Source organism: Streptomyces sp. A1277 (genome assembly GCF_004795015.1).
GTDB lineage: Bacteria > Actinomycetota > Actinomycetes > Streptomycetales > Streptomycetaceae > Streptomyces.
On record NZ_SSBI01000024.1, the window covers coordinates 27,533 to 51,181 of the forward strand.

Genomic DNA, 23,649 nt, shown 5'->3' on the forward strand with positions numbered 1-23,649 from the left:
ATGTCCCTTGAGGAACTCCACGCGATCGACCTGCTCGGCCGGGTCCCCTACGGCCGGCTGGCGACCAGCATGCGGGCCCTCCCGTTCCTGACGGTGGCCCGGCACATCGTCATCGACGGCCGCGTCGTGCTGCGCCTGCACAGCGGCCTCGGCTGCCACGACGCCTGCGACGGCACGGTCGTGGCCTACGGCGCGGACAACTTCAACGCGGCCGCGTCCGCCGGCGGCGACGACCTGTGGTCCGTGCAGTTCACCGGCCCCGCGCGCATCATCGAGCCCACCTGCGCGCAGCGCGAGCGCTTCGGCCCCCTCCCCGTCGAGGTCAACGGCGAGCCGTTCGTACCGTCGTATCTGCGGCTCGAACCGCACTTCGTCACCGTGCACACTCTGGGCTTCGACGCAAGTCAGCAGATCCGCAACGCAGCGTGATCTAACATCTGACGCGTGTCGCGCTCATCTGTCGCCCTGCCGCCTGTTCCCCCGGTCGGTGAGGTGCTTCGCCGTTACCCGCACGCCGGTGAGCCGCTCACCTGCACCCCGCTCTCCCAGGGCCTGCTCAACCACGGTTACCGGGTGTCCACCACCCGGGGCTCGTACTTCCTCAAGCACCACCTGGACGACGCCACCCGCGACCGCGCCACCATCATCCGCCAGCACCGTGCCACCCGGCGCCTCCAGTCACTCGGAGTGCCCGTCGCCCCGCCCATCGAGGCCGGCGACGGCGAGACGGTCACCGAGATCGCCGGCCGCTGCTACGCCCTGCATCCCTGGGTCGACGGCCTGCACCGGGGCGGCGCCGAGCTCACCCTCGCCCAGTCGACGCGTCTCGGGACGCTCCTCGGAGCCGTACACACGGGTCTTGAGCAGGTGATGGGGGGCGAAAGGAGTACGGATACGGGTGGGGCCGGCGGGAATCCGGCCGGGTACGCGAGTCCGGAGGCGGCCGACACCTTCGCGCTGATCGGCGACCTGCTGGCCGCCGCACGCGGGCGCGGGACCCGGGACTCCTTCGACGAGCTGGCCGAGCACCGGCTGCGGGAGCGGCGCGTCCTGCTGGAACGGCACGCGGACCGCCGCCCGCCCGACCCCGGGGTTCCGGCGACCGGCTGGGTGCACGGCGACTTCCACCCACTGAACGTCCTGTACCGGGGCGCCGATCCGGTGGCGATCCTCGACTGGGACCGGCTCGCGGTCCAGCCGCGCGCGGAGGAGGCGGTCCGGGCGGCGGCGATCTTCTTCGTCCAGCCGGCCGGCGCCCTGGACCTGGCGAAGGTACGGGTCTACGCCCGGGCCTACCGGCGGGCCGCCGGGGCCGACGCCGCCGAACTGGCCGCGGCGGTGCACCGGGTGTGGTGGGAGCGGCTCAACGACTTCTGGATACTGCGCTGGCGCTACTGCCTGAACGACCGGAGGGCCGACCCGCAGTTCCCCGCGGTGTCGGCCCTGGCGGTCTGGTGGACCCGTGAGTACGAGGCGGTGCGCGCGGCCTTCACGGGGTGACGGCCGCGCGGCGCGCTCAGTTGCCCGTGGCCGAACCGGCGGCTCCGGCCGGGGTCCCGGCGGAGGCACCTGTCGCGGCGCCGCCGGGGGCGCCTTCCGAACCCTCGGACGCGCCTTCGCTGGTGTCGGAGCCCCCGTCGCTGGTACCGGTGTCGCCGCCGTCGGTCCCCGTACTGCCGTTGCCGGAACCGTTGCCGCTGCTGCTGCCGGTCCCGTTGCTGCCGTTGCTGGAACCGCCGCTGCCGCCGTTCGTCGCCGAACCGCCGCTGCTGGTGTCCGTGCCGCCGTCCTCCGTGCCGCCCGTGTCCGGCTCGGCCGGGGGCGACGAGGGCGGGTCGGCCGTCTCGCTCGGCGTGTACGAGGGCCGGCGCGTGTTGTCCCACGTGTTGCCGGTGCTGGTACCCGGCAGCTCGGTGTCCTCGGTCTGTTCCGGGGTCGGCGTGGGGGACTCCTCCGTCGGGCTCGGCGAACTGGAGGTCTTGGTGGGCTTCTTCTCGTGCTTGTCGCCGCCGCTGTTCGCCGCGTTCAGCGCGATGGCCACGCCCGCGCCGATCGCGATCAGGGCGAGCACGACGAACAGCAGCACCTTGCCGCGCCCGCCGCCGCCCTGCCGGGTGCTGCCGCCGTCGTAACCGCCGTCGTCCGGGTTCATCGGCGGCAGGATCGGGGCCTGCGAGGTGTCCCCGTGCTGCGGGTAGCCGCCCATGGGGCGGGTGGCGCCGGTCATGCCGCGGGGCGGGGTGCCCGCGCCCTCGTTGAGGGCGACCGGGCCGGTGTTCCACGTGCCGGTGTGGCCGCCCTGCACCTGGAGCATCTGCAGGCCGTACTGGACGAGTCCGCGCATCTCCTCGGCGCTCTGGAACCGGTCGTCCGGGTCCTTCGCCAGCGAGCGCATCACGAGCCCGTCGAGCTCCGGCGGCACCACGTCGGAGATCTGCGACGGCGGGACCGGGGTGTCCTGGACGTGCTGGTACACCACGGAGAGCGGCGTCTCACCCGTGAACGGGGGCCGCAGCGCGAGCAGTTCGTACAGCAGACAACCGGTGGCGTACAGGTCGGAGCGGTGGTCGACGGCCTTGCCGAGCGCCTGCTCGGGGGAGAGGTACTGCGGCGTGCCCATGACCATGCCGGTCTGCGTCATCGTGGACTGCGCGCCGTGCAGCGCGCGGGCGATGCCGAAGTCCATCACCTTGACCGCGCCGGAGTGAGTGATGATCACGTTGGCCGGCTTGATGTCGCGGTGCACGATCCCGTGCTGGTGCGAGTAGGCGAGCGCCTCCAGCACCCCGGAGACGATGATCAGCGCCTGCTCCGGAGGCGGGGCCTCGGCGTTGAGCAGCAGATCGCGGATCGTGCGGCCCTCGACCAGCTCCATCACGATGTACGGGACGGTCTGGCCGTTGACCGTGTCCTCGCCGGAGTCGTACACCGCCACGACCGCATGGTGGTTGAGCCCGGCGACCGACTGCGCCTCGCGCGTGAACCGCGCCTTGGAGACCGGGTCCTCGGCGAGGTCGGAGCGCAGCAGCTTCACCGCGACCGTACGTCCGAGCCGGACGTCCTCCGCCGCGAACACCTCGGCCATGCCGCCCCGGCCGAGCCGGTGGGTCAGCCGGTAGCGCCCGTCGCCGACGACCCCTCCGATGCCCCAGGATTCGGTGCCATCCGGAACTCCGCCGCCGTTTGCTTCGGGTTCGGGTGCCATCAGTCCTCGCCGTCGTATCTGTCCGCGTCCGTCCGCGCGTCCGCGGGGTCTCACGGTGCCTTGCTGCGTTGCCGGCTGCGCTGCCGGCCGCATTGCCCCGTCACGCTACAGCCTCCGTCGGACACGCCGATTCCGAGCCGGACCGGCCATCCAATCGGCTGGCGCGCCGCCGACGCAAATTCCATGCGGTTCCTGTAACGCTTCCGAGACGCTTCTTGTGCGTACGGTCACGGAACGGGCACCCGGCTTGACGTGTCGTACCCCTCGGGCAGACTTGGCCAGTAATACGGATCATCGCGTGAGTCGCGCGCCGAGTTCGCGTCAGTCGCGCGCCGAGGGGGAAGTCAAGTCATGAGCCAGGACGGCGCACACGGTTCGCAGGGTCGCTACGCGGGCGGTTCGGTGGCCGGCGGTCGCTACCAGCTCCGCGATCTGCTCGGCGAAGGCGGAATGGCGTCCGTATACCTGGCGTACGACTCCGCGCTCGACCGGCAGGTCGCGATCAAGACCCTCCACACGGAACTGGGCCGCGAGCAGTCCTTCCGTGAGCGCTTCCGCCGCGAGGCCCAGGCCGTCGCCAAGCTCCAGCACACCAACATCGTCTCGGTGTTCGACACCGGCGAGGACGAGCTCGGCGGCGCGCTGATGCCGTACATCGTCATGGAGTACGTCGAGGGCCGGCCGCTCGGCTCGGTCCTGGCGGAGGACATCCGCGCCCAGGGCGCGATGCCGGCCGACAAGGCGCTCAAGGTCACCTCGGACGTGCTGGCGGCGCTGGACACCAGCCACGAAATGGGCCTGGTCCACCGCGACATCAAGCCGGGCAACGTGATGGTGACCAAGCGCGGTGTCGTGAAGGTCATGGACTTCGGCATCGCCCGCGCCATGCAGTCGGGCGTCACGTCGATGACGCAGACCGGCATGGTCGTCGGCACCCCGCAGTACCTCTCCCCCGAACAGGCCCTGGGCCGCGGGGTGGACGCCCGCTCCGACCTCTACTCGGTCGGCATCATGCTCTTCCAGCTGCTGACCGGCCGCCTCCCCTTCGACGCGGACTCCCCGCTCGCCATCGCGTACGCGCATGTGCAGGAGGTGCCCGTCGCCCCGTCCTCGGTCAACCGCTCGCTGACCCCGGCGATGGACGCCCTCGTCGCCCGCGCGCTCAAGAAGAACCCGAACGAGCGCTTCCCTAGCGCGGCGGCCATGCAGGACGAGATCGCGCGTGTGCTGGGCGCGGGCGTGCAGACCACCGCCCCGGTGATCGTCGGGGACGGCAGCGTCCCGGCGAACAGCGGCTCGGGCGTCGGCTCGGCGGTCTTCCCGCCGGTCGACCAGTCCGCGCCCGCCCCGCAGAGCGTCCAGACGCCGTACCAGCCGGGCCCGTACCAGTCCCAGCAGCAGCCCGGCCCGTACGGTCCCGCGACGCCGGCCCCCGCCACGAACCCGTCGTACGGCTACCCGCAGACGGCGGCGCCCGCCTACCAGGGCGCGCCCATGGCGCCGATGCAGCACCACCAGACGCCCCCGCCGTACACGATCTCCCCGCAGACGACGGCCACCGGCGCGGCCGGCGGCGGCTCCAGGCGGAACATGCCGGTGATCGTCGGCTCGATCGTCGTCGCGCTGGTCGCCATCGGCGGCCTGATCACCGTCATCGCCCTCAACGGCGACGACGACAAGGGCACCACCTCGGCATCGGCGAGCGAGTCCCCGTCCGGCGAGCACCGCGATCCGGAACGCAACCGGACGATCAAGACCGAGAAGTGCACGGCAGCCTTGGAGGACACGGACGACCCGAACAAGGTCGACGCGCCGAGCTTCCTCTACAAGGACATCCTCTCGGTGCGTGCCTGCGCGGACGCGGCGGGCTGGACGATCAAGCAGATCAAGGTCCCGGGCAACGCGTACGCGGAGGACCAGGTCATCGACCAGTTCCCGACGCCCGGGACGGCGGTGTCGGAGACGGGCGCCCACTTCGAGCTGCGCATAGCCACGGGCGACCCGGCGTAGGGCCTCTCGGGCGGATCGGGCCCGGGGGTCATCCGTACGTATCACCTGGGGTGCCGGTCGTGGCGGCGCGTGTGACGGTCATCCGTACGTATCACCTGGGGTGCCGGTCGTGGCGGCGCGTGTGACGGTGGCCGCATGGCTTCGGGACAGCTCTCCGCGCGCTCCTCGCGGGGCGTGGCCTGCCTGGCGTTGACGGCGGCCGCGACCCTGGGGGGCGTGACGCCGTCTTCTGCGTCTTCTCCCTCGCCTTCCCCCTCTTCCTCGGCTTCGCCTTCGCCTTCCCCCTCCTCCTCGGCTTCGCCTTCACTCCCTTCCTCGGCTTCGCCTTCCCCCTCTTCCTCGGCTTCGCCTTCACCCTCGCCCAGCGCCCGGCCGGCGCGCCCCGACGAGATGCAGTCGCCGCTCGCCGGGTGGCCGGCCGGGGCGGGGCGGCAGCGGCCCGGGCGGTCGCCCGCCGAGCTGGCCCGGCAGGACGCGCTCGACGATCAGCGGGCCGAGCGCGACGAGCAGTCCGCGGCGACGCCACCCTCCGCCGTGCCGGCCTTCACACCGGACCCGCGCGACTTCCCCGACGACGAACCGGCGGGGCGCAGGGCCCTCGACGGGACGACCGTCCATCACGTGCGGCAGGTGTCGCTCGGGGCGGGAATCGCCCTGGTGGGGCTGGGTATCGGCTTCCTCGCCCTCCGTATGCGCCGCACCCGCTGAGGGCCGGAGCGTCCCCTGCCGGCGCCACCGGAGAGACTTGCGTTGGTCAACATACTCGGTATACATACTCAGTATGTCGATCCGTCACGGGCTTCTCGCCCTCCTGGAGCGGGGGCCGCGCTACGGCTCCCAGCTCCGCACCGAGTTCGAATCGCGCACCGGCTCCACCTGGCCGCTCAACGTCGGGCAGGTGTACACGACGCTGAGCCGGCTGGAGCGCGACGGCCTGGTCGTCCAGGACGGCGAGGACGACCAGGGCCACGCCCTCTACTCGATCAGCGACGCCGGGCGCACCGAGCTGCGCTCCTGGTTCGAGACGCCGGTCGACCGCAGCAGCCCGCCCCGTGACGAGCTGGCCATCAAGCTCGCCATGGCGGTCGGCGCGCCCGGCGTCGACATCAGGGCCGTCATCCAGGCCCAGCGCCACCACACGGTGAAGGCCATGCAGGACTACACCCGCCTCAAGGCGCAGTCCCTCGCCCAGGCCCCCACCAACCGCGACGAGGTCGCCTGGCTGCTCGTCGTGGAACAGCTGATCTTCCAGGCCGAGGCCGAGGCCCGCTGGCTGGACCACTGCGAGGCCCGGCTCGTCCGCCTCGCCGAGGCCGCCGCCACGGAGCCGGAGCAGAACCCGGCCCCTGCCTCCCGCCCCACCGCCCGGCCCGCCGGCCGGACCCGCGCGCGCCGCTGAGCCCGCCGCACACAGACCCGTTCCAAGGGGGAACCACCCGCATGTCCCTGCACGTTCCGTCGCCCGCCACACCACCCCTGACGGTGGACACACCGGTGCTCGAACTCCGCGCCCTCACCCGCACGCACGGCACCGGCATCGCCGAGGTGCACGCGCTGCGCGGCATCAGCCTGTCGGTGCACGCCGGTGAACTCGTCGCCGTGATGGGCCCGTCCGGCTCCGGCAAGTCCACCCTGCTGACCCTCGCCGGCGGTCTCGACACCGCGAGCGCCGGCCAGGTGATCATCGAGGGCCAGGACATATCCACGCTCGGCCGCAAGGGCATCGCGGCCCTGCGCCGCCGCAGCGTCGGCTACGTCTTCCAGGACTACAACCTGATCCCCGCCCTGACCGCCGCCGAGAACATCGCCCTGCCGCGCGAACTCGACGGGGTCTCCGTGCGCAAGGCCCGCAAGGAGGCCCGCGCCGCGCTGGAGGAGATGAACCTCCTGGAGATCGCGGACCGCTTCCCGGACGAGATGTCCGGCGGCCAGCAGCAGCGCGTCGCCATCGCCCGCGCGCTGGTGGGGGACCGGCGCCTGGTCCTCGCCGACGAGCCGACCGGCGCCCTCGACTCCGAGACCGGCGAGACCGTCCTCGCCCTCCTGCGCAACCGCTGCGACCAGGGCGCGGCCGGTGTGATGGTCACGCACGAACCGCGCTACGCGGCCTGGGCCGACCGGGTCGTCTTCCTCCGGGACGGTTCGATCGTCGACCAGACGCTGACGGCCGGGGCCGACTCGCTGCTGGCCGCCGGGGGAGCCGAGTGAGCGTCTTCACGGGGTGGCGCGCCGCCCTCCGGATAGCCCGCCGCGACGCCCTGCGGGCCAAGGGCCGCAGCGCCCTGGTGGTCGCGATGATCGCGCTGCCGGTCCTCGGGGTGACGGCCGCCGACATCACGTACCGCAGTGCGGAGCTGACCCCGGCCGAGCAGCTGACGGCGCAGATCGGCTCGGCCGACGCGCTGTACAGCGACGCGGGCATGGGGCCGATCCAGCAGATGCCCGACGGCGACATGTACCGCAGCGAGAACGAGGGCGAGATCGAGGAGGACGTGCCGCCGATCGACATGCACGCCGTGTTCCCCAAGGGCGCTCGGGCGATCAGCGAGCAGTCCGTGCCCGGGAGCGTCAGGACCGCGTACGGGCTGGCCAGCACCGAGATCGTTGAGTTGAAGACCTCGGACCCGATGGTCCGGGGGAGGATCGACCTCGTCGAGGGCGCGTTCCCGCGCGGCTCGGGCGAGATGGCGGCCACCGAGCCGTTTTTGAAGTCGGCGGGGCTGCACGTCGGCTCCGAGATCACGGTGACGACCTCCGGCAAGAAGTACACGATCACCGGCGCGGTCGAACTGCCCACCGATCTCGAGGCGCGGCAGCTGTACGCCGACCCGGGCGCGGTGATCGCCCCCTGGCAGGCCATGGCCGACCGCGACAAGAAGGTTCCGGCGCCCCATCCGGGTTCCACGCAGTGGATGGTCGAAGGGGCGGGGCAGGCCGGGATCGTCTGGAAAAACGTGCTGGCGGCCAACAAGGCCGGTGCTGTCGTCACCTCGCGCCAGGTCTTCGAGAACCCGCCGCCGGACTCCGAGATCCCGCTGCTGCGGTCGTACCCGGACTACAACTCCGGCAACGCCGGCTCCGGCGAGACCAGCGCCGCCCTCATCACCGTCGTCGCGATGGCGATCCTGGAGATCGTGCTGCTGGCCGGACCTGCGTTCGCCGTCGGCGCGCGCCGCTCCCGGCGCCAGCTCGGCCTGCTCGGCACCTGCGGCGGCGACCGCAGCCAGGTCCGTGCGGTCGTCCTCGGCGGCGGTCTCGTCCTCGGCGGTGTCGGAGCGGTCGCCGGTGTCGCGGTCGGGCTGGTGCTGACGGTGGCGTTCCGGCCGGTGATCGAGAACTGGGCCGGGCACCGCTTCGGCTCCCTGTCGATGCGGCCCACCGATCTCCTGGTCATCGCCGTGCTCGGCCTGGTGACCGGCCTGCTGGCGGCGTTCGCCCCGGCGATCGTGGCCGGCCGGCAGTCCGTACTGGAATCGCTCACCGGCCGGCGCGGGGTGCGCCGCAGCTCGCGCGTGCTGCCGATCACGGGCGCCTGCGTGCTCGCGCTCGGCATCGTCATCGCCGTCTACGGGGGCACCAGCGGCAGCTCCGCCCTGGTCGCCGGCGGCTCGGTCGTCGCCGAACTGGGCCTGCTGGCCTGCATCCCGGTGATCGTCGGCCTGCTGGGCCGGCTCGGCCGCAGGCTGCCGCTCTCGCCCCGGATGGCGATGCGCGACGCGGCCCGCAACCGCGGCCGCACCGCTCCGGCGGTCGCCGCAGTGATGGCGGCCGTCGCGGGCTCGGTGGCCATCGCCACCTACATGTCCAGCACCCTGGCCGAGTCCGACTACGACTACATGCCCATGCTGACCGAGGGCACGATCGTCCTCTCGTCCTACGACGACGAGTCCGCCGCACGGCTGCCCGTCGCCCGGGCCGCCGTCGAGCAGAACATGGCGGTGACCGGTGGCCGCGCCGACATCTCCCGGGTCTGGGCGGGCAGCGACTGCAACGTCTACTACGACGACGACGGGGCCGGCTGCGGCACCATGCAACTGGTCAAGCCCACCGGCGAGGGTCACACCTGCCCGCTCAACACCAAGGGCGCCAAAAAGCTCGCCGCACGGCTCTCCGCCGAGGAGCACCGCACGATGATGCGGTCCCCCGCCTGCGTGGACGAGCACATCTCCACGGGATCCTTCAGCTCGGACTCCAACAACATCATCGTGGGCGACGCGGCCCTGCTCGCCACGTACGTGAAGCTCGACGACCCGGCCGCCGCCGCTGCCCTGAAGGCCGGCACGCCCGTCCTGCTCAACCAGGCGTACGCGCAGAACGGCGAGGTCACCCTCAAGGCCGTCCACACCTACAACGACAAGGACAAGAAGAACCGCAAGCTGCACCCGGGCCCGGCCCGAAAAACCACGGACCGGCTGAAGGTGTACGTGGCGAAGGCCGAGTACGCCGCCACCCCCGGCATCCGCATGATCCTCCCGCAGCCGACCGCCGAACGCCTCGGCCTGCACACCCAGCCGCAGGGCAGTGTCTACGCCGTCAGCCACCAACCCACGGACGTCGAGGACCAGCGGGTCTCGGCCGCCATCGACCAGGCCGGCGGCGGAGTCTGGGTGCAGACCAACTCCGGTCCCAACGACCGGGACAGCACCATCCTGCTGATCCTCACCCTGTTCGCCGGGGTGGTGACCGTGGGCGCGGCCGCGATCACGACCGGCCTGGCCAAGGCCGACGCGGAGGCCGACCTCACCACGCTCAGCGCGGTGGGCGCGCCCCCTCGGGTGCGCCGGACCCTCTCCGGCTTCCAGTGCCTGGTGGTGGCGCTGACCGGGGTCCTGCTCGGGACGGCCGCGGGGCTGGTGCCTGCCGTGGCGCTGCGCCTGGTCGACCTGCGCCGGGCAATGGAGCAGATGCGGCTCCAGCCCATGGAGTCGGCCTACACGCCGATCGTGCTGCCCTGGGCGACCATCGGGCTGCTGGCCGTGGCGGTCCCGCTGCTGGCGGGCATCCTCGCGGCGGTGTTCACCCGCTCGCGGCTGACCCTGGCGCGGCGGGCCGGCTGAGCCACTGGGCTGTTCGGTGCCCCCGGGAGCGGTGGATCATCCGTTCCCGGGGGCACCACAGTGGTGAACGCCGTGTGTGCGCGACAATGGCGGTATGGAGATGCCGAGGAATGAACGGTCGCAGGAACACCCCCAGGTCCTCGTGGTGGGCCAGGACGGCATGGCGATCGGCGGCGGTGGCACTGACGACGAGTCGCGGGAGGTCCCGGTGACGGAGATGGTCGAGCAGCCCGCGAAGGTCATGCGCATCGGCAGCATGATCAAGCAGCTCCTGGAGGAGGTCAGGGCGGCTCCTCTCGACGAGGCGAGCCGGGTGCGCCTCAAGGAGATCCACGCCGGCTCGGTCAAGGAGCTGGAGGACGGCCTCGCGCCGGAACTGGTGGAGGAGCTGGAACGGCTCTCCCTGCCGTTCACCGAGGACTCGGTCCCCTCCGAGGCGGAGCTGCGGATCGCGCAGGCCCAGCTGGTGGGCTGGCTGGAGGGCCTGTTCCACGGCATCCAGACCGCCCTGTTCGCCCAGCAGATGGCGGCCCGCGCCCAGCTGGAGCAGATGCGCCGCGCTCTGCCGCCGGGCAGCGGGAACGACGACGAGGACGGCGGGACCGACCCGCACGGCCCGGTCCGCTCGGGGCCGTACCTGTAGCCCGGACTGCCCGATCGACTACGCCCGAGGGGCCCGGCACACAACGGTGTGCCGGGCCCCTCTGTACGTCGGGGTGGACTGCGCTCAGGCGGTCTGTCCGCCCGGGGGTGTGCTGGCTCAGGCGGCCTGTCCGGCCGGGCTGTCCTGGCTCAGGCGGCGGTGGGCGGCCGGGGGTGCGCTGGCTCAGGCGGCGGTGGGCGGCCGGGGGTGTGCTGGCTCAGGCGGCGGTGGGCGGCCGGGATGTCCTCGCTCAGGCGGCGGTGGGCGGCTGGAGCAGCACCTTGCCGATGTGGGCGCTGGACTCCATGACCCGGTGCCCCTCCGCCGCGTCCCGCATCGGCACCGTACGGTCGACCACCGGCTTCACGACGCCGTCCGCGATGAGCGGCCAGACGTGCTCGCGCACGGCCGCGACGATCGCCGCCTTCTCGGCGAGCGGGCGCCCGCGCAGCGAGGTCGCCGTGACGGCCGCCCGCTTGGTCAGCAGCGTGCCGAGGTTCAGTTCGCCCTTGGCGCCGCCCTGGAGCCCGATGATCGCCAGCCTGCCGTTGTCGGCGAGCGCCTGCACGTTCCGGTCGAGGTACTTCGCGCCGATGATGTCGAGGATGACGTCCGCGCCCGCCCCGTCCGTGGCCTTGCGGATCTCCTCGACGAAGTCCTGCTCGCGGTAGTCGATCAGGATGTCCGCGCCGAGCTCCGCGCAGCGCGCCAGCTTGTCGGGCCCGCCGGCCGTCACCGCGACCCGTGCGCCGACGGCCTTGGCGAGCTGGATCGCCATCGTGCCGATGCCGCTGGAGCCGCCGTGCACCAACAGGGTCTCGCCGGGCCGCAGATGGGCCACCATGAACACGTTGGACCAGACCGTCGCCGTCACCTCGGGCAGCGCCGCCGCCGCGGTGAGGTCCAGCCCCGCCGGTACGGGGAGCAGCTGCCCGGCAGGGACGGCGACCTTCTCCGCGTAACCGCCCCCCGCCAGGAGCGCGCACACCTCGTCACCGACGGCCCAGCCGGTGACGCCGGGCCCGAGGGCAGAGACGCGCCCGGAGCACTCCAGGCCCGGGTAGGGGGACGCCCCGGGCGGCGGGTTGTAGAAGCCCTGCCGCTGGAGCACGTCCGCCCGGTTCACCGCGCTGGACACGACATCGACGAGGACTTCGCCCTCACCGGGAACGGGATCGGGCACCTCGGCCCACACGAGCGCCTCGGGGCCACCGGGTTCAGGGATCGTGATCGCATGCATGGCCGCGAGGCTACTCCGTGGGGCGCCGCGCACGACGGTGCGCGCGCGCCCGGGGTGGCGCGACGGGCTTAGGGCGTGCGTGCCAGACACCGCCCGGCAGGCGGGCCTTCGCAACACGCCCTAAGGCCGGGGGACGCTCTGGGGCACCGGGCTGGGGGGCGGCTCGTTCGACGCGCGGACGATGGTGATCAGCCGGTCCGTCAACTGCAGCGGACTGGCCGCCGGATCGTCGTAACCGAGCAGCCGGTGCCCCCGCAGCACGTTGACCACGAGGTCGTCGGTCTCCCGCACGTTCTTGCCGACCTCGGACTTTATGACCGGGCGCTCCACGAGGTCGAGCCCGCTGCCCTGCTGGATGAGGTCCTCCATCACCGTGCCCGCACTGGGGCTGAGCACCGAGAGACCGAGCAGCCGTCCGGCCGCACTGGCACTGGTGATCACGGCGTCCGCACCGGACTGCCTCAGCAGCGGCGCGTTCTCCTCCTCGCGCACCGCGGCCACGATCTTCGCGCCGCGGTTGAGCTGGCGGGCGGTCAGCGCGACCAGGACGGCGGTGTCGTCGCGCTGGGTGGCGATGATGATCTGACGGGCCTTCTGCAGCTCGGCGCGCCGCAGCACATCGCTGCGCGTGGCGTCCCCGAGGACGCCGGTGAACCCCTCGGCGTTGGCGATCTCTATCACCTTGGACGCCGGGTCGACGATGACGATCTGTTCCTTGCTCAGCCCGGTGGCGCACAGGGTCTGGATGGCCGAGCGGCCCTTCGTGCCGAAGCCGACGACGACGGTGTGGTCACGCAAGTTGGTTCTCCAACGCTTCAGCCGGAAGTCTTCCCGGGTCCGCTCCGTGAGGACCTCAAGGGTGGTGCCGACCAGGATGATGAGGAAGAGCACGCGCAGCGGTGTCACGAGCACCACATTGGTGAGCCGGGCACCGTCGCTGTACGGGGTGATGTCGCCGTACCCGGTGGTGGAGAGGGTGACCGTGGCGTAGTACACCGCGTCCAGCAGATCGACCTTGCCGTCGGCGGCGTCGTGGTAGCCGCCGCGGTCGACCCAGACGATGAAGACGGTGACGGCGAGCACCACCAGAGCCATCATCAGCCGCTTGGCTACCTGGCGCGCCGGCCCGTCCACGACCCGGCGCGGCAGCATCACCCGGGTGGGGACGACTTGTTCGTCGGCCCGCCTGGCCATCGCGTCATGGCCGGGAAGTTTCACGTGAAACACCCTTCAGTCCACGGCGTCGCCGAGGCCCACGGTAGATCGAGGATCTCCACCTCGGTGCCGGACCGTACCCCGCCCGGCTCCACGACGGCCAACCCGTCCGCAGCGGCGATCCCGCGCAGCATGGCGGGACCGTTGTAATGCAGTGGTACGACGTACTCCCGCCCGCCTGCGGTTCCGGGTTCTCCGGCCGCCCGATGGCACACGGGCACCAGCCGCGTGTCGTGCGGATGCCCGTGCACATCGTCGCGCACGGCCACCCGGTAGGGCTCGTCGGGGGTGCGGCCGGCCAGTCCGGTGAGGAGCGGCCCGGCGAGCGTGAGCAGCCCGGAGACGGCGGCCAGGGGGTTGCCGGGCAACCCGACGAGGCAGGGCCCGCCGGCGGCGAGCCGGGCCAGCAGCATGGGGTGGCCGGGGCGCACGGCGACCCCGTCGACCAGCAGCTCGGCACCGATCCGCGCGAGGACGCGGTGGACGTGGTCGACGGGCCCGGCAGCGGTGCCGCCGGTGGTGATGATCAGGTCCGCGTCGGAGCCGGTGAGCGCCTGCCACAGGGCCTCCGCGTCGTCGCCGAGGCGGCGCGGTGCGGAGACCTCGGCCCCCAGCGCGCGCACCCAGGGGCCGATCATGGGCCCGAGCGCATCACGGATGAGCCCGTCATGGGGGAGCCCTTCGCCCAGCAGTTCATCGCCGAGCACGAGGACGTCGACGCGCGGCCGGGGGTGGACGGGCAGCTCGTCGTACCCGGCGGCCGCGGCCAGCCCGAGGACGGCCGGGGTCACCACCGTCCCGGCGGGCAGCAGGTGCTCCCCCGACCGGCACTCCTGGCCGCGCGGCCGGATGTCCTGTCCTTGGCTCACGGCACGCTGCGCGTACAGCAGCCCCTTTGCCTCGTCGGCGTGCGCGTGCTCGCTGCGGACGACGGCGGTCACCTCCGCCGGGATACGCGCACCCGTGGCGATGCGCACGGCGTCACCGTCCGGCAGCGGTGCGGGCGCGGCGTGCCCGGCGAGGATGCCGTCCTCCTCCCGGATGTTCCACGGCCCCGGCCCGGCGACGGCCCACCCGTCCATGGCCGAGGTATCGAACGACGGCAAATCGGTGAGCGCCACCAGCGGCTCGGCAAGCACATGCCCGAGAGCCCGATCGAGAACCAGCCGCCCCACGCGCGGCCGGACCCCCCGCCCGACCCGCCCCGCAACACCCCGCGCCTCATCCCAGGAGACCTCCTGGGGGCGGGGGGTGGCGCGCGGAGCGTGCTGGGGGGAGTGACTGTCGGAGATGACGTCCCGCGCGGAGGCAACGGGCCGACGGCTCGACCGGCCGGTGGACGAGTCGACGTGCTGGGCGGTGAAGGAGTCGACGGGCCGGCCGGTGGACGACTCGGCCGGCCGGCCGGTGGGCTGGGCAGTGGACGACTCGTCCGACCGGCCGGTGGGCCGGTTGGTGGCCGGCTCGTCCGACCGGCCGGTGGGCCGGTTGGTGGCCGGCTCGTCCGACCGGCCGGTGGGCCCGTCGCCGGAACGACTGCCGGGCGGGTCGGAGAGCGGGTCGGTAGGCCCGTCAGCAGACCGGCTGCTGGGGCGCCCGGAGGACGCGCCGGTCGGCCGATCGATCGGCCGGTCGCTCATCGAGGCGGCAGCCCCGTCGCTGGGCTTGCCGCCGAACTGCCCGGTGGGCCGATCCCGCGACTGCTCGGCGGCCCGATCACCTGGCAGGCCGGCAGCCGAGGAGTCCGACAGGCCGGAGGCCCGATCGCTCGGCTGCCCGGCGGGCAGGTCGCCCGGCCAGTCCCTCTGCAAGCCGGTAAGCCAGTCGTCCGGCCCGTCAACAGGCCGGTTGCCGGATTGCCCGGAGGACGCGTCGGCCGGCCGGTCGGTCCGCCGGTCGCTCACCGCGACGGCGAGTCCGTCATCGGACGAGCCGCCCGGGCGTCCAACGAGCCGGTCGGGGCGCGCGACGGACTCCGCCTCGTCCTCCCGAGGCACCCGAGGCGCCTGCCGGCCCACGAGGGCCAGAGCCTGGGCAACAGCCCGCTCCTCGTCGGCCCGCGCCTCGGCCTCGGCGGCGGCACGCCTCTCCGCAGCGGCGCGCCGCTCGTCGGCGGCACCACGCCCGTCGGCGGCAGGCTCGCCCCCAGCAGCCCCGGGGCCTCCGGAACCGGCAGGGCTCCCGGCACCACCGGGGCCCCCGGCCACCCCGGCGCCTCCGGCGCCATACGCGCTGCCCGTCCCGCCGCTGCGGCCCGTCACGGCGACTCGTCCTCGTCCGCCCACCGCAGGGCGAGCGCCGCCGCCTTGCGGGCGGCCTCCGCGACCGCCTCGGGGCCGCCGCCGTCGCCGCTCGCCTTCGCCGCCGCGTATCCGACGAGGAAGGTCGTCAGGGGCGCGGCGGGGCGGGCGACGCCATGCGCGGCGTCACGGGCGAGGTCGAGCAGGAGCCCGGTGTCGACGTCGAGGTCGATGCCGAGTTCATCCTTGACTGCGGTGATCCATTCATCCAGCACGGTCCCATGTTCTCTGATCCGGGCCCGGGCCGAAGCAATGTCCTCCCAGGTGTCGCAGTCGAACGAGGCGAGCGGCCCCGCGGACACCCGGCGAAGCGTCAGCTCGTGCGTGAGCAACCGCAGCGGCAGCCCGCCCAGACCTCCGTGCTCGGCGGCGAGCAGCGCCAGTTCGCGGCGCAACGGCTCCGCCCGGTAGACGGCGACCAGCGGCTGGTCGCGCCCGTCCTCGTCGGTGCAGAGGGCGCCGTCGACCCCGGCCCCCGGGCCGGAGGCGTCCCGCAGCGCGCGTACCGTATCGGCGCCCAGGAACGGCAGATCGGCGGAGAGCACGAGCACCTGCTCCGCCGACGTGTGCCGCACCCCGGCACCGAGCGCCGCCAACGGCCCGCCGCCGTGCGGTTCTTCGCGCGCCCAGGTCACCGCGCGCACCGTGGGCCGCCGGTCGCCCACCACCACGGTGGTCCCGGCGTCGGCGCAGGCGGCGAGCACGCGGTCGAGCAGCGCCCGGCCACCGACCCGCAGCCCGGGCTTGTCGGCACCGCCCAGCCGCTTGGCGGCTCCTCCGGCGAGAACGATGGCGTCGTAGGCGGTCATGCCCCGAGTATGCGGGGCCCGCCGCGCCGCAGCCCCGGCAGGTGCCGGAACCACGGTCTCACCGCACGAACCGCCCCGCCGGCCCGCGTCTACAGACTCCGCAGGAGCAACGCGGGCTGCTCCACGCAGTCGGCCACGTAGCGCAGGAAGCCTCCGGCGGTGCCGCCGTCGCAGACCCGGTGGTCGAAGGTCAGGGACAGCTGGACGACCTGACGCACCGCGAGCTGTCCCTCGTACACCCACGGTTTGGGCACGATGCGGCCGACGCCCAGCATCGCCGCCTCCGGGTGGTTGATGATCGGTGTCGATCCGTCGACGCCGAACACTCCGTAGTTGTTGAGCGTGAACGTGCCACCGGTCAGCTCAGCCGGCTTCAGCGTCCCCGTCCTGGCCGCCTCGGTCAGCCGGGCGATCTCCGCGCCGATCGACTCGGTGTTGCGCGCCTGGGCGTCCCGTACGACCGGGACGACCAGGCCCCGCTCGGTCTGGGCGGCGAACCCGAGGTGCACATGCGGCAGCCGTACGATCTCGCGCGCTTCCTGGTCCACCGTGGAGTTGAGCTCGGGGTAGCGGGCCAGGGCGGCCGCGCAGATCCGGGCGAGCAGGGCGAGGACCGACACCTTGGGGCCGGCGCCGGGCCCGCCCGTGCTGTTCATCGCTGCCCTCGCGGCCATCAGCTCGGTCGCATCGGCGTCGACCCAGCAAGTGGCGTCGGGGATCTCCCGCCGGCTGCGGCTCAGTTTGTCGGCGACCGCGCCGCGTACCCCGCGCAGCGGGGTCCGCTCACCGTCCGGTGAAGGTACGGACGACGCATCAGGCACTGCGGGCGCCACGGCCGGTGCCTCGGCAGCGGACCGGATGGCGGACTCGACGTCGGCCCGCAGGATCAGCCCGTCAGGACCCGATCCGGCGAGTCGGCGCAGATCCAGATCGTGCTGCCGCGCAAGCCTGCGCACCAACGGCGATACGACCGCGACCGGCCCCGATTCCCGGTCGGTCCGGGCGGGCGAGGCACCGGAAGACACACCGGACACGGCACCGGACGACGCACCGGACGACGCACCGGAAGAGGTATCCGCAGGAGCCGCCGGAGCCGCGACGGCTGCCTTCAGCCCCTTCAGCCCCTCAGGCCGCACCCGCCGCCGACGCACCGGCGGCGCCCCGGTCCCGTAACCCACGAGCACGTTCCCGGACCCGGAATCCGCCGCAGCCGGCTCCGCGTCGGCCGCCCCGGACCCGGAATCGCTCCTTCCGGGGGCCTCGCCGGACGACCCGACGGCCACCGTCAACAGCGGCGCCCCGACCGGAAGCTCCGTACCCTCGTCGCCGAACCGGGCGGTCACCACACCCCCGTAAGGGCAGGGCACCTCCACCATCGCCTTGGCCGTCTCGACCTCGACCACGGGCTGGTCGATGGAGACGACGTCCCCGACCTCCACCAGCCAGCGGACGATCTCGGCCTCGGTCAGCCCCTCGCCGAGGTCCGGCAGTTTGAACTCGAGCACCTGAGCCATCAGTTCTCCGCCTCCCACTGCAGCCGTGCGACGGCGTCGAGCACCCGGTCCACACCGGGGAGGTGGTGCCGCTCCTGCATCGGCGGCGGATACGGGATGTCGAATCCGGCGACTCGCAGCACCGGAGCCTCCAGGTGGTGGAAGCACCGCTCGGTGATCCGGGCCGCGATCTCGCCGCCGGGGCCCCCGAAGCCGGTGGATTCGTGGACGACGACCGCGCGCCCGGTGCGGCGCACCGAGGCGGCGACGGTCTCGTCGTCGAACGGCACCAGCGAGCGAAGGTCGACGACTTCGAGGTCCCAGCCCTCCTCGACGGCGGCCTCGGCGGCCTCCATGCAGACCGGCAGGGACGGCCCGTACGTGATCAGCGTGGCGCTGCGGCCGGGGCGGCGCACGACGGCCCGCCCGATGGGCTCCACGGCGGCGGGCTCCTGCGGCGACCAGTCCGCCTTGGACCAGTACAGCCGCTTCGGCTCCAGGAAGACCACCGGGTCGTCCGAGGCGATCGAGGCGCGCAGCAGCCCGTACGCGTCCTCGACGGTGGCCGGCGTGACGACGTGGAGACCGGGCGTCGCCATGTAGTACGCCTCCGAGGAGTCGCTGTGGTGCTCGACGCCCCCGATGCCGCCGCCGTAGGGCACCCGGACGGTGATCGGCAGCGGCATCGCGCCCCCGGTCCGGTTCCGCATCTTGGCGACATGGCTGATGAGCTGCTCGAACGCCGGATAGGCGAAGGCGTCGAACTGCATCTCGACCACGGGCCGCAGCCCGTACATCGCCATGCCGACCGCCGCCCCGAGGATGCCCGCCTCGGCCAGCGGGGTGTCCGTGCATCGTTCGTCGCCGAATTCCTTCGCCAGGCCGTCGGTGATCCGGAAGACCCCGCCGAGCGTCCCGACGTCCTCACCGAGGACGTGCACCGAGGGGTCATCGGCCATCGAGTCGCGCAGCGCGCGCCCCAGGGCCTGCGCCATCGTGGCGGGCTTGGCCTTCGCGGTCCGCTCCCCGGCCGTCGCCGCTGCCGTGGTCATCGGGCTGCTCCCCCATCCGTGCCGTGCTGGTCGTGCTCCGCGTCCAGCTCACCGCGCAGGCGGTCCGCCTGCTCGCGCAACTGCGCCGTCTGCTCCGCGTACACATGGGTGAAGAGGTCCATCGGGTCGAGCACCGGGTCCGCGTTCATCCGCTCGCGCAGCTCCGCCGCCATCCGCTCCGCGGCCACCCGCGCCTCCTCGATGCCGTCGCCGTCGAGCAGCCCGCGCCCGGTCAGCTCGCGCTCCAGCAGCTGCACCGGATCGTGGGCCCGCCACGTCTCGACCTCGCTGTCACCGCGGTAGCGGGTCGCGTCGTCGGCGTTCGTATGGGCGTCCATGCGGTACGTCACCGCCTCGACCAGCGTGGGCCCGCCGCCGCTCCTGGCCCGCTCGACCGCCTCGGAGAGCACCTGGTGCACCGCCGCCGCGTCGTTGCCGTCGACCAGCCGGCCGGGCATGCCGTATCCCACGGCCTTGTGCGCCAGCGACGGGGCCGCGGTCTGCTTGGCCAGGGGGACGGAGATGGCGAAGCCGTTGTTCTGCACGAGGAAGACGACCGGGGCCCGCCAGACGGCCGCGAAATTCAGCGCCTCGTGGAAATCGCCCTCGCTGGTGCCGCCGTCACCGACCATGGCGAGCGCGACCACGTCGTCGCCCTTGAGCCGCGCCGCGTGGGCCAGGCCCACCGCGTGCGGCAACTGGGTGGCGAGCGGGGTGCAGAGGGGGGCGACGCGGTGCTCGCGCGGGTCGTAGCCGGTGTGCCGGTCGCCCCGCAGCAGCGTCAGCGCCTCGACCGGGTCCAGGCCCCGCGCCACGGCCGCGAGCGTGTCGCGGTAGCTGGGGAAGAGCCAGTCCCGCTCCTCCAGCACCAGGGCCGCCGCGATCTCGCACGCCTCCTGGCCCGTGCTCGACGGATAGACCGCCAGCCTGCCCTGCTTGGTGAGGGCCGTGGCCTGGACGTTGTACCGCCGGCCGCGCACGAGCTCGGCGTAGAGCCGCCGCAGCAGCTCGGGGTCCGCGTCGGCCGCGGCGTCCGTACCCAGCACCCGGTACGGCTCGGGGTCCGGGAGCAGCGGCGCGGGATCGGTGAGCGGCTTCCAGGCCGGGGGCGGCGTGGGCCGGTAGGCGGCCGCGCCGGGCAGCTCTTGGACCGTCATGACAGGCACCTCCGAGCATCGAGGGGTGTCGAAAATATGGCGATATATCGAAAACGACACAAGGCGCGAGTGTGGCGCGCCTCACCTACCGATTGTTCGGTCGTGAGCGCATTTTGGCTACAGGCGCCGTCAGCCTGTGGACAAACGGTTCTCCACAGCCTGGGATGGGGACAGGTCGTCCAGGACGGGGAGGCAAGCGAACATGGCAGCTGAACAAATGGCCGAGGGCGGCGGGGAGCCGAGCCGGATTCCCCCGGCCCGCCCCCTCGACTCCGTCGACCACGCCATCCTGCGACTGCTCCAGACGGACGGCCGCGCCTCGATACGGTCGGTGGCCGACCGCGTCCACGTCTCGCGCGCCAACGCCTACGCGCGGATCAACCGGCTCGTGGAAAACGGCGTGATCCGGGGGTTCAGCGCGCGGGTGAACCATGAGCGGGCGGGGCAGGGCGCTTCCGCGTACATCACGCTCAAGATCGTCCAGAACTCCTGGCGCACCGTCCGCGAACAGCTCCAGGCACTGCCGGGAGCCACGCACATCGCGCTCGTCAGCGGCGATTTCGACGTCCTGCTCCTGGTGCACACACCGGACAACCGGACGCTGCGCGAGCTGGTGCTGACCCGGATTCAAGCCATTCCGGAAGTGCTGTCCACCCGCACGCTGCTGGTGTTCGAGGAAACGGACCTGGCGCCCGGCCCGGACCGCCCCACAGAACTCACCTGAGCGGACACGCGCAGGGGAACAGGCAGGTGCTCAATGGCCGGCCGACCCGGACTTCATGCCGTCGAAGGCCAGCTGAACCACGGTGTCCGCGAGCCGTTCCCCTTCCGCACCCCCGTCGGGCAGCGGCCGGTACCACTCCACCAGGGAGTTGACCATGCCGAACAGGAGCCGCGTCGCGAGCCGTATGTCCACGTCGGAGCGGAGGTCGCCGTCCGCGACGGCCGCCTTGAGCAGTTCGGCGACCCGCTGGTCGAACTCGCGCCGCCGCTCCAGGGCCCACCGCTCGGTCTTCGTGTTGCCCCGCACCCGCAGCAGCAGCGTGACGTAGGGCAGTTCGGCTATCAGCACCTCGACGGTACGACGAGTGACGTACTCGACCCGCTCGATCGCGCGGCCCCGCGTCGCGCCGGACTCGTCAAGGATCTCGAACAGCCCGTCGAGAGCGCGGCTGACCGCCCGCCGCAGCAGCTCTTCCTTGCCCGCGACGTGGTGGTAGATGGACGACTTGGAGATGCCGGCCGCCTTCGACAGGTGCTCCATGGACGTGCCGTCGTAACCGCGCTCGTTGAAGACACGGACGGCGACGGTCAGCAGAGTCTCCGGTGTGTACGTGTCCCGCTTGGCCGTGGTCATGTCCGCGATCCTCCCCTACGAGTTGTCCACAGGTTTCGCGGGCCCCCTTGTCCCGACCGATCGTTCGGTTACTCTAACTCTGTCCGCCCGTCCCTGCCCAGCTCGATGAGGAGTTGGTCCGCCATGGCCGCCGAGCTCTCCCCGCACCTGCTGTCCGAGAAGCACCGCCACACGCTGGACCGGGCCCTCGAAGCGATCCGCACCCGCGACTACTGGTCCCCGCATCCCGAGCATCCGAAGGCGTACGGGGAGGGCGGCGCCCCCGGCAGCCTCGGTGCCGCCGAGGGCAAGGCCGCTTTCGACGCCGTGCTGCACACCCGTATCGACCTCGGCCAGCCGGGCACCGACGGATGGACGGGCGGTGAGGTCTCTCCGTACGGCCCCGAGCTCGCCGTCGAGTATCCGCACGCGGACCTGGACGTCCTGCTCCCGGCGATGCGCGCGGGCATGCCCGCCTGGCGTGAGGCCGGCCCCGAGACCAGGGCCCTGGTCTGCCTGGAGATCCTGGCGCGGATCAGCGCACGCACCCATGAGTTCGCCCACGCCGTGATGCACACGAGCGGCCAGGCATTCATGATGGCGTTCCAGGCCGGCGGCCCGCACGCCCAGGACCGCGGCCTGGAAGCCGTCGCGTACGCGTACGAGGAGCAGCTCCGCGCCCCCCGCACCGCCGACTGGTCCAAGCCGCAGGGCAAGCGCGACCCGCTCGCGCTGCACAAGACGTTCACCCCGGCGGGCCGCGGCATCTCACTGCTGATCGGGTGCAACACCTTCCCCACCTGGAACGGCTACCCGGGCCTCTTCGCCTCCCTCGCCACGGGCAACCCGGTCCTCGTCAAGCCCCACCCCCGCGCGGTCCTCCCGCTCGCCCTCACCGTGCAGCTGGCACGCGAAGTGCTCACCGAGGCGGGCTTCGACCCCAACCTCGTCGCCCTGGCCGCCGAGCGCCCGGGCGAGGGCATCGCCAAGACCCTGGCGGTCCGCCCCGAGATCAAGATCATCGACTACACGGGGTCCACGGAATTCGGCGACTGGCTGGAGGCCAACGCCCGCCAGGCCCAGGTCTACACGGAGAAGGCCGGCGTCAACACGGTCCTCGTGGACTCCACCGACGACTACCGCGGCATGCTCGCCAACCTCGCCTTCTCGTTCTCCCTGTACAGCGGCCAGATGTGCACCACCCCACAGAATCTGCTCATCCCCCGGGCCGGCATCACCACGGACGCCGGCGACAAGACGTACGAGGACGTCGTCGGCGACATCGCGGCCGCGGTCACCGGCCTCCTGGGCGACGACGCCCGCGCGAACGGCCTGCTCGGCGCCCTGGTCAACCCGGACGTGAAGGCCCGCCTCGACGCCGCGGCCCAGCTGGGCGAAGTCGCGCTTCCCTCCCGCGAGGTGACCAACCCCGACTTCCCGGACGCCACCGTCCGCACCCCCGTGATCGTCAAGCTCGACGCCGCCAAGACGGACGACGAGCCTCCCTACCTCTCGGAGTGCTTCGGTCCGGTCTCCTTCGCCGTCGCGGTCGACTCGACGACGGACGCCCTGGAGCTCCTGCGCCGCACGATCCGCGAGAAGGGCGCGATGACAGTCGGCGCGTACACCACGTCCGAGGAGGTGGAACGCGCGGTGGAGGACGTCTGCCTGGACGAGTCCGCCCAGCTCTCCCTGAACCTCACCGGCGGCGTCTACGTCAACCAGACAGCAGCCTTCTCCGACTACCACGGCTCAGGCGGCAACCCCGCAGCCAACGCCGCCCTCTGCGACGGCGCCTTCGTCTCCAACCGCTTCCGCACCCTGGAAGTCCGCCGCCAACGCTAGAACACGGGCCCGCCGGCAATTCCAGCCCGTCCGGCAATTCCAGCCCGTCCGGCGCTTGAGGACCGGGGGCTCGGGGGCCCGGGGGCCCGGGGGCGGAGCCCGCCCGCCCCACCCAGCCCGTCCGGCGCTTGAGGACCGGGAGTCCGGGGGCAGAGCCCGCCCACCCCACCCAGCCCGTCCGGCGCTTGAGGACCGGGGGCCCGGGGGCGGAGCCCCCGGTTACGGGAAGGGGCGGGTAGGGGAACAGCCCGCCGCAGGCGCCCGCCCCCGCCCAGCCCCGCCCCCGC

19 protein-coding genes are annotated in these 23,649 nt (G+C 72.7%); 10 read left to right on the forward strand and 9 right to left on the reverse strand.

The window, feature by feature from the left end; genetic code table 11:
* Together E6R18_RS17795 and E6R18_RS17800 are read left to right on the forward strand one after the other, a co-directional pair.
* Positions 1-429, forward strand: a complete 429-nt coding sequence (locus E6R18_RS17795; RefSeq protein ID WP_136317885.1) for a pyridoxamine 5'-phosphate oxidase family protein — start codon at positions 1-3, stop codon at positions 427-429.
* 63 nt (positions 430-492) lie between these two features.
* Positions 493-1,500, forward strand: a complete 1,008-nt coding sequence (locus tag E6R18_RS17800; RefSeq protein ID WP_136317942.1) for a phosphotransferase — start codon at positions 493-495, stop codon at positions 1,498-1,500.
* Between the two features lie 16 nt (positions 1,501-1,516).
* Here E6R18_RS17800 and E6R18_RS17805 read toward each other — a convergent pair whose 3' ends face one another.
* Positions 1,517-3,205, reverse strand: coding sequence for a protein kinase (locus E6R18_RS17805; RefSeq protein ID WP_136317886.1), 1,689 nt, complete (start codon positions 3,203-3,205; stop codon positions 1,517-1,519).
* 351 nt (positions 3,206-3,556) lie between these two features.
* On the opposite strand from E6R18_RS17805, the gene E6R18_RS17810 reads away from it, so the two are divergent.
* From E6R18_RS17810 to E6R18_RS17835, 6 genes are all read left to right on the forward strand, one after another.
* Positions 3,557-5,215, forward strand: coding sequence for a protein kinase (locus tag E6R18_RS17810; RefSeq protein WP_136317887.1), 1,659 nt, complete (start codon positions 3,557-3,559; stop codon positions 5,213-5,215).
* A 390-nt stretch (positions 5,216-5,605) separates the two neighbouring features.
* Complete coding sequence (locus E6R18_RS17815; RefSeq protein WP_240799772.1) at positions 5,606-5,923, forward strand: hypothetical protein; 318 nt, start codon at positions 5,606-5,608, stop codon at positions 5,921-5,923.
* Positions 5,924-5,996: 73 nt separating this feature from the next.
* Positions 5,997-6,614 carry a PadR family transcriptional regulator gene (locus E6R18_RS17820; protein ID WP_136317888.1) on the forward strand — a complete coding sequence of 206 codons (618 nt, stop codon included), beginning with the start codon at positions 5,997-5,999 and terminating at the stop codon, positions 6,612-6,614.
* 41 nt (positions 6,615-6,655) lie between these two features.
* A complete protein-coding gene (locus E6R18_RS17825; protein ID WP_136317889.1) occupies positions 6,656-7,423 on the forward strand; it encodes an ABC transporter ATP-binding protein in 768 nt (255 codons plus the stop codon).
* A complete protein-coding gene (locus E6R18_RS17830; RefSeq protein ID WP_136317890.1) occupies positions 7,420-10,272 on the forward strand; it encodes an FtsX-like permease family protein in 2,853 nt (950 codons plus the stop codon). The genes E6R18_RS17825 and E6R18_RS17830 overlap by 4 nt, the downstream gene beginning before the upstream one ends.
* A gap of 94 nt (positions 10,273-10,366) precedes the next feature.
* Positions 10,367-10,915, forward strand: a complete 549-nt coding sequence (locus E6R18_RS17835) for a bacterial proteasome activator family protein (RefSeq protein WP_136317891.1) — start codon at positions 10,367-10,369, stop codon at positions 10,913-10,915.
* 250 nt (positions 10,916-11,165) lie between these two features.
* On the opposite strand, the gene E6R18_RS17840 is transcribed toward E6R18_RS17835, so the two are convergent.
* The 7 genes from E6R18_RS17840 to pdhA all read right to left on the reverse strand — a co-directional run bounded on the left by E6R18_RS17840 (position 11,166) and on the right by pdhA (position 20,181).
* A complete protein-coding gene (locus E6R18_RS17840) occupies positions 11,166-12,155 on the reverse strand; it encodes an NAD(P)H-quinone oxidoreductase (RefSeq protein ID WP_136317892.1) in 990 nt (329 codons plus the stop codon).
* Between the two features lie 120 nt (positions 12,156-12,275).
* On the reverse strand, positions 12,276-13,349 hold the full coding sequence (locus E6R18_RS17845; RefSeq protein ID WP_136317944.1) for a potassium channel family protein: 1,074 nt from the start codon (positions 13,347-13,349) through the stop codon (positions 12,276-12,278).
* A gap of 20 nt (positions 13,350-13,369) precedes the next feature.
* Positions 13,370-15,010 (reverse strand): molybdopterin molybdotransferase MoeA, encoded by a 1,641-nt coding sequence (locus E6R18_RS17850; RefSeq protein ID WP_240799777.1) that lies wholly within the window; start codon positions 15,008-15,010, stop codon positions 13,370-13,372.
* 617 nt (positions 15,011-15,627) lie between these two features.
* On the reverse strand, positions 15,628-16,479 hold the full coding sequence (locus tag E6R18_RS17855) for an NTP transferase domain-containing protein (protein WP_136317893.1): 852 nt from the start codon (positions 16,477-16,479) through the stop codon (positions 15,628-15,630).
* A gap of 89 nt (positions 16,480-16,568) precedes the next feature.
* On the reverse strand, positions 16,569-17,993 hold the full coding sequence (locus E6R18_RS17860; RefSeq protein WP_136317894.1) for a dihydrolipoamide acetyltransferase family protein: 1,425 nt from the start codon (positions 17,991-17,993) through the stop codon (positions 16,569-16,571).
* Positions 17,993-19,024, reverse strand: a complete 1,032-nt coding sequence (locus E6R18_RS17865) for an alpha-ketoacid dehydrogenase subunit beta (RefSeq protein ID WP_136317895.1) — start codon at positions 19,022-19,024, stop codon at positions 17,993-17,995. Before E6R18_RS17865 ends, E6R18_RS17860 begins: the two co-directional genes overlap by 1 nt.
* Positions 19,021-20,181: a pyruvate dehydrogenase (acetyl-transferring) E1 component subunit alpha gene (gene pdhA / locus E6R18_RS17870; protein ID WP_136317896.1), complete on the reverse strand. Its 1,161-nt coding sequence runs from the start codon at positions 20,179-20,181 to the stop codon at positions 19,021-19,023. Before pdhA ends, E6R18_RS17865 begins: the two co-directional genes overlap by 4 nt.
* Positions 20,182-20,398: 217 nt before the next feature.
* On the opposite strand from pdhA, the gene E6R18_RS17875 reads away from it, so the two are divergent.
* Positions 20,399-20,905, forward strand: a complete 507-nt coding sequence (locus tag E6R18_RS17875) for an Lrp/AsnC family transcriptional regulator (protein ID WP_136317946.1) — start codon at positions 20,399-20,401, stop codon at positions 20,903-20,905.
* A 30-nt stretch (positions 20,906-20,935) separates the two neighbouring features.
* Here the strand turns inward: E6R18_RS17875 and E6R18_RS17880 are convergent, their stop codons facing one another.
* A complete protein-coding gene (locus E6R18_RS17880; RefSeq protein ID WP_136317897.1) occupies positions 20,936-21,538 on the reverse strand; it encodes a TetR/AcrR family transcriptional regulator in 603 nt (200 codons plus the stop codon).
* 123 nt (positions 21,539-21,661) lie between these two features.
* Between E6R18_RS17880 and paaN the strand changes: the two genes are divergently transcribed.
* On the forward strand, positions 21,662-23,362 hold the full coding sequence (paaN, locus tag E6R18_RS17885) for a phenylacetic acid degradation protein PaaN (RefSeq protein ID WP_136317898.1): 1,701 nt from the start codon (positions 21,662-21,664) through the stop codon (positions 23,360-23,362).
* Positions 23,363-23,649 lie beyond the last annotated feature (287 nt).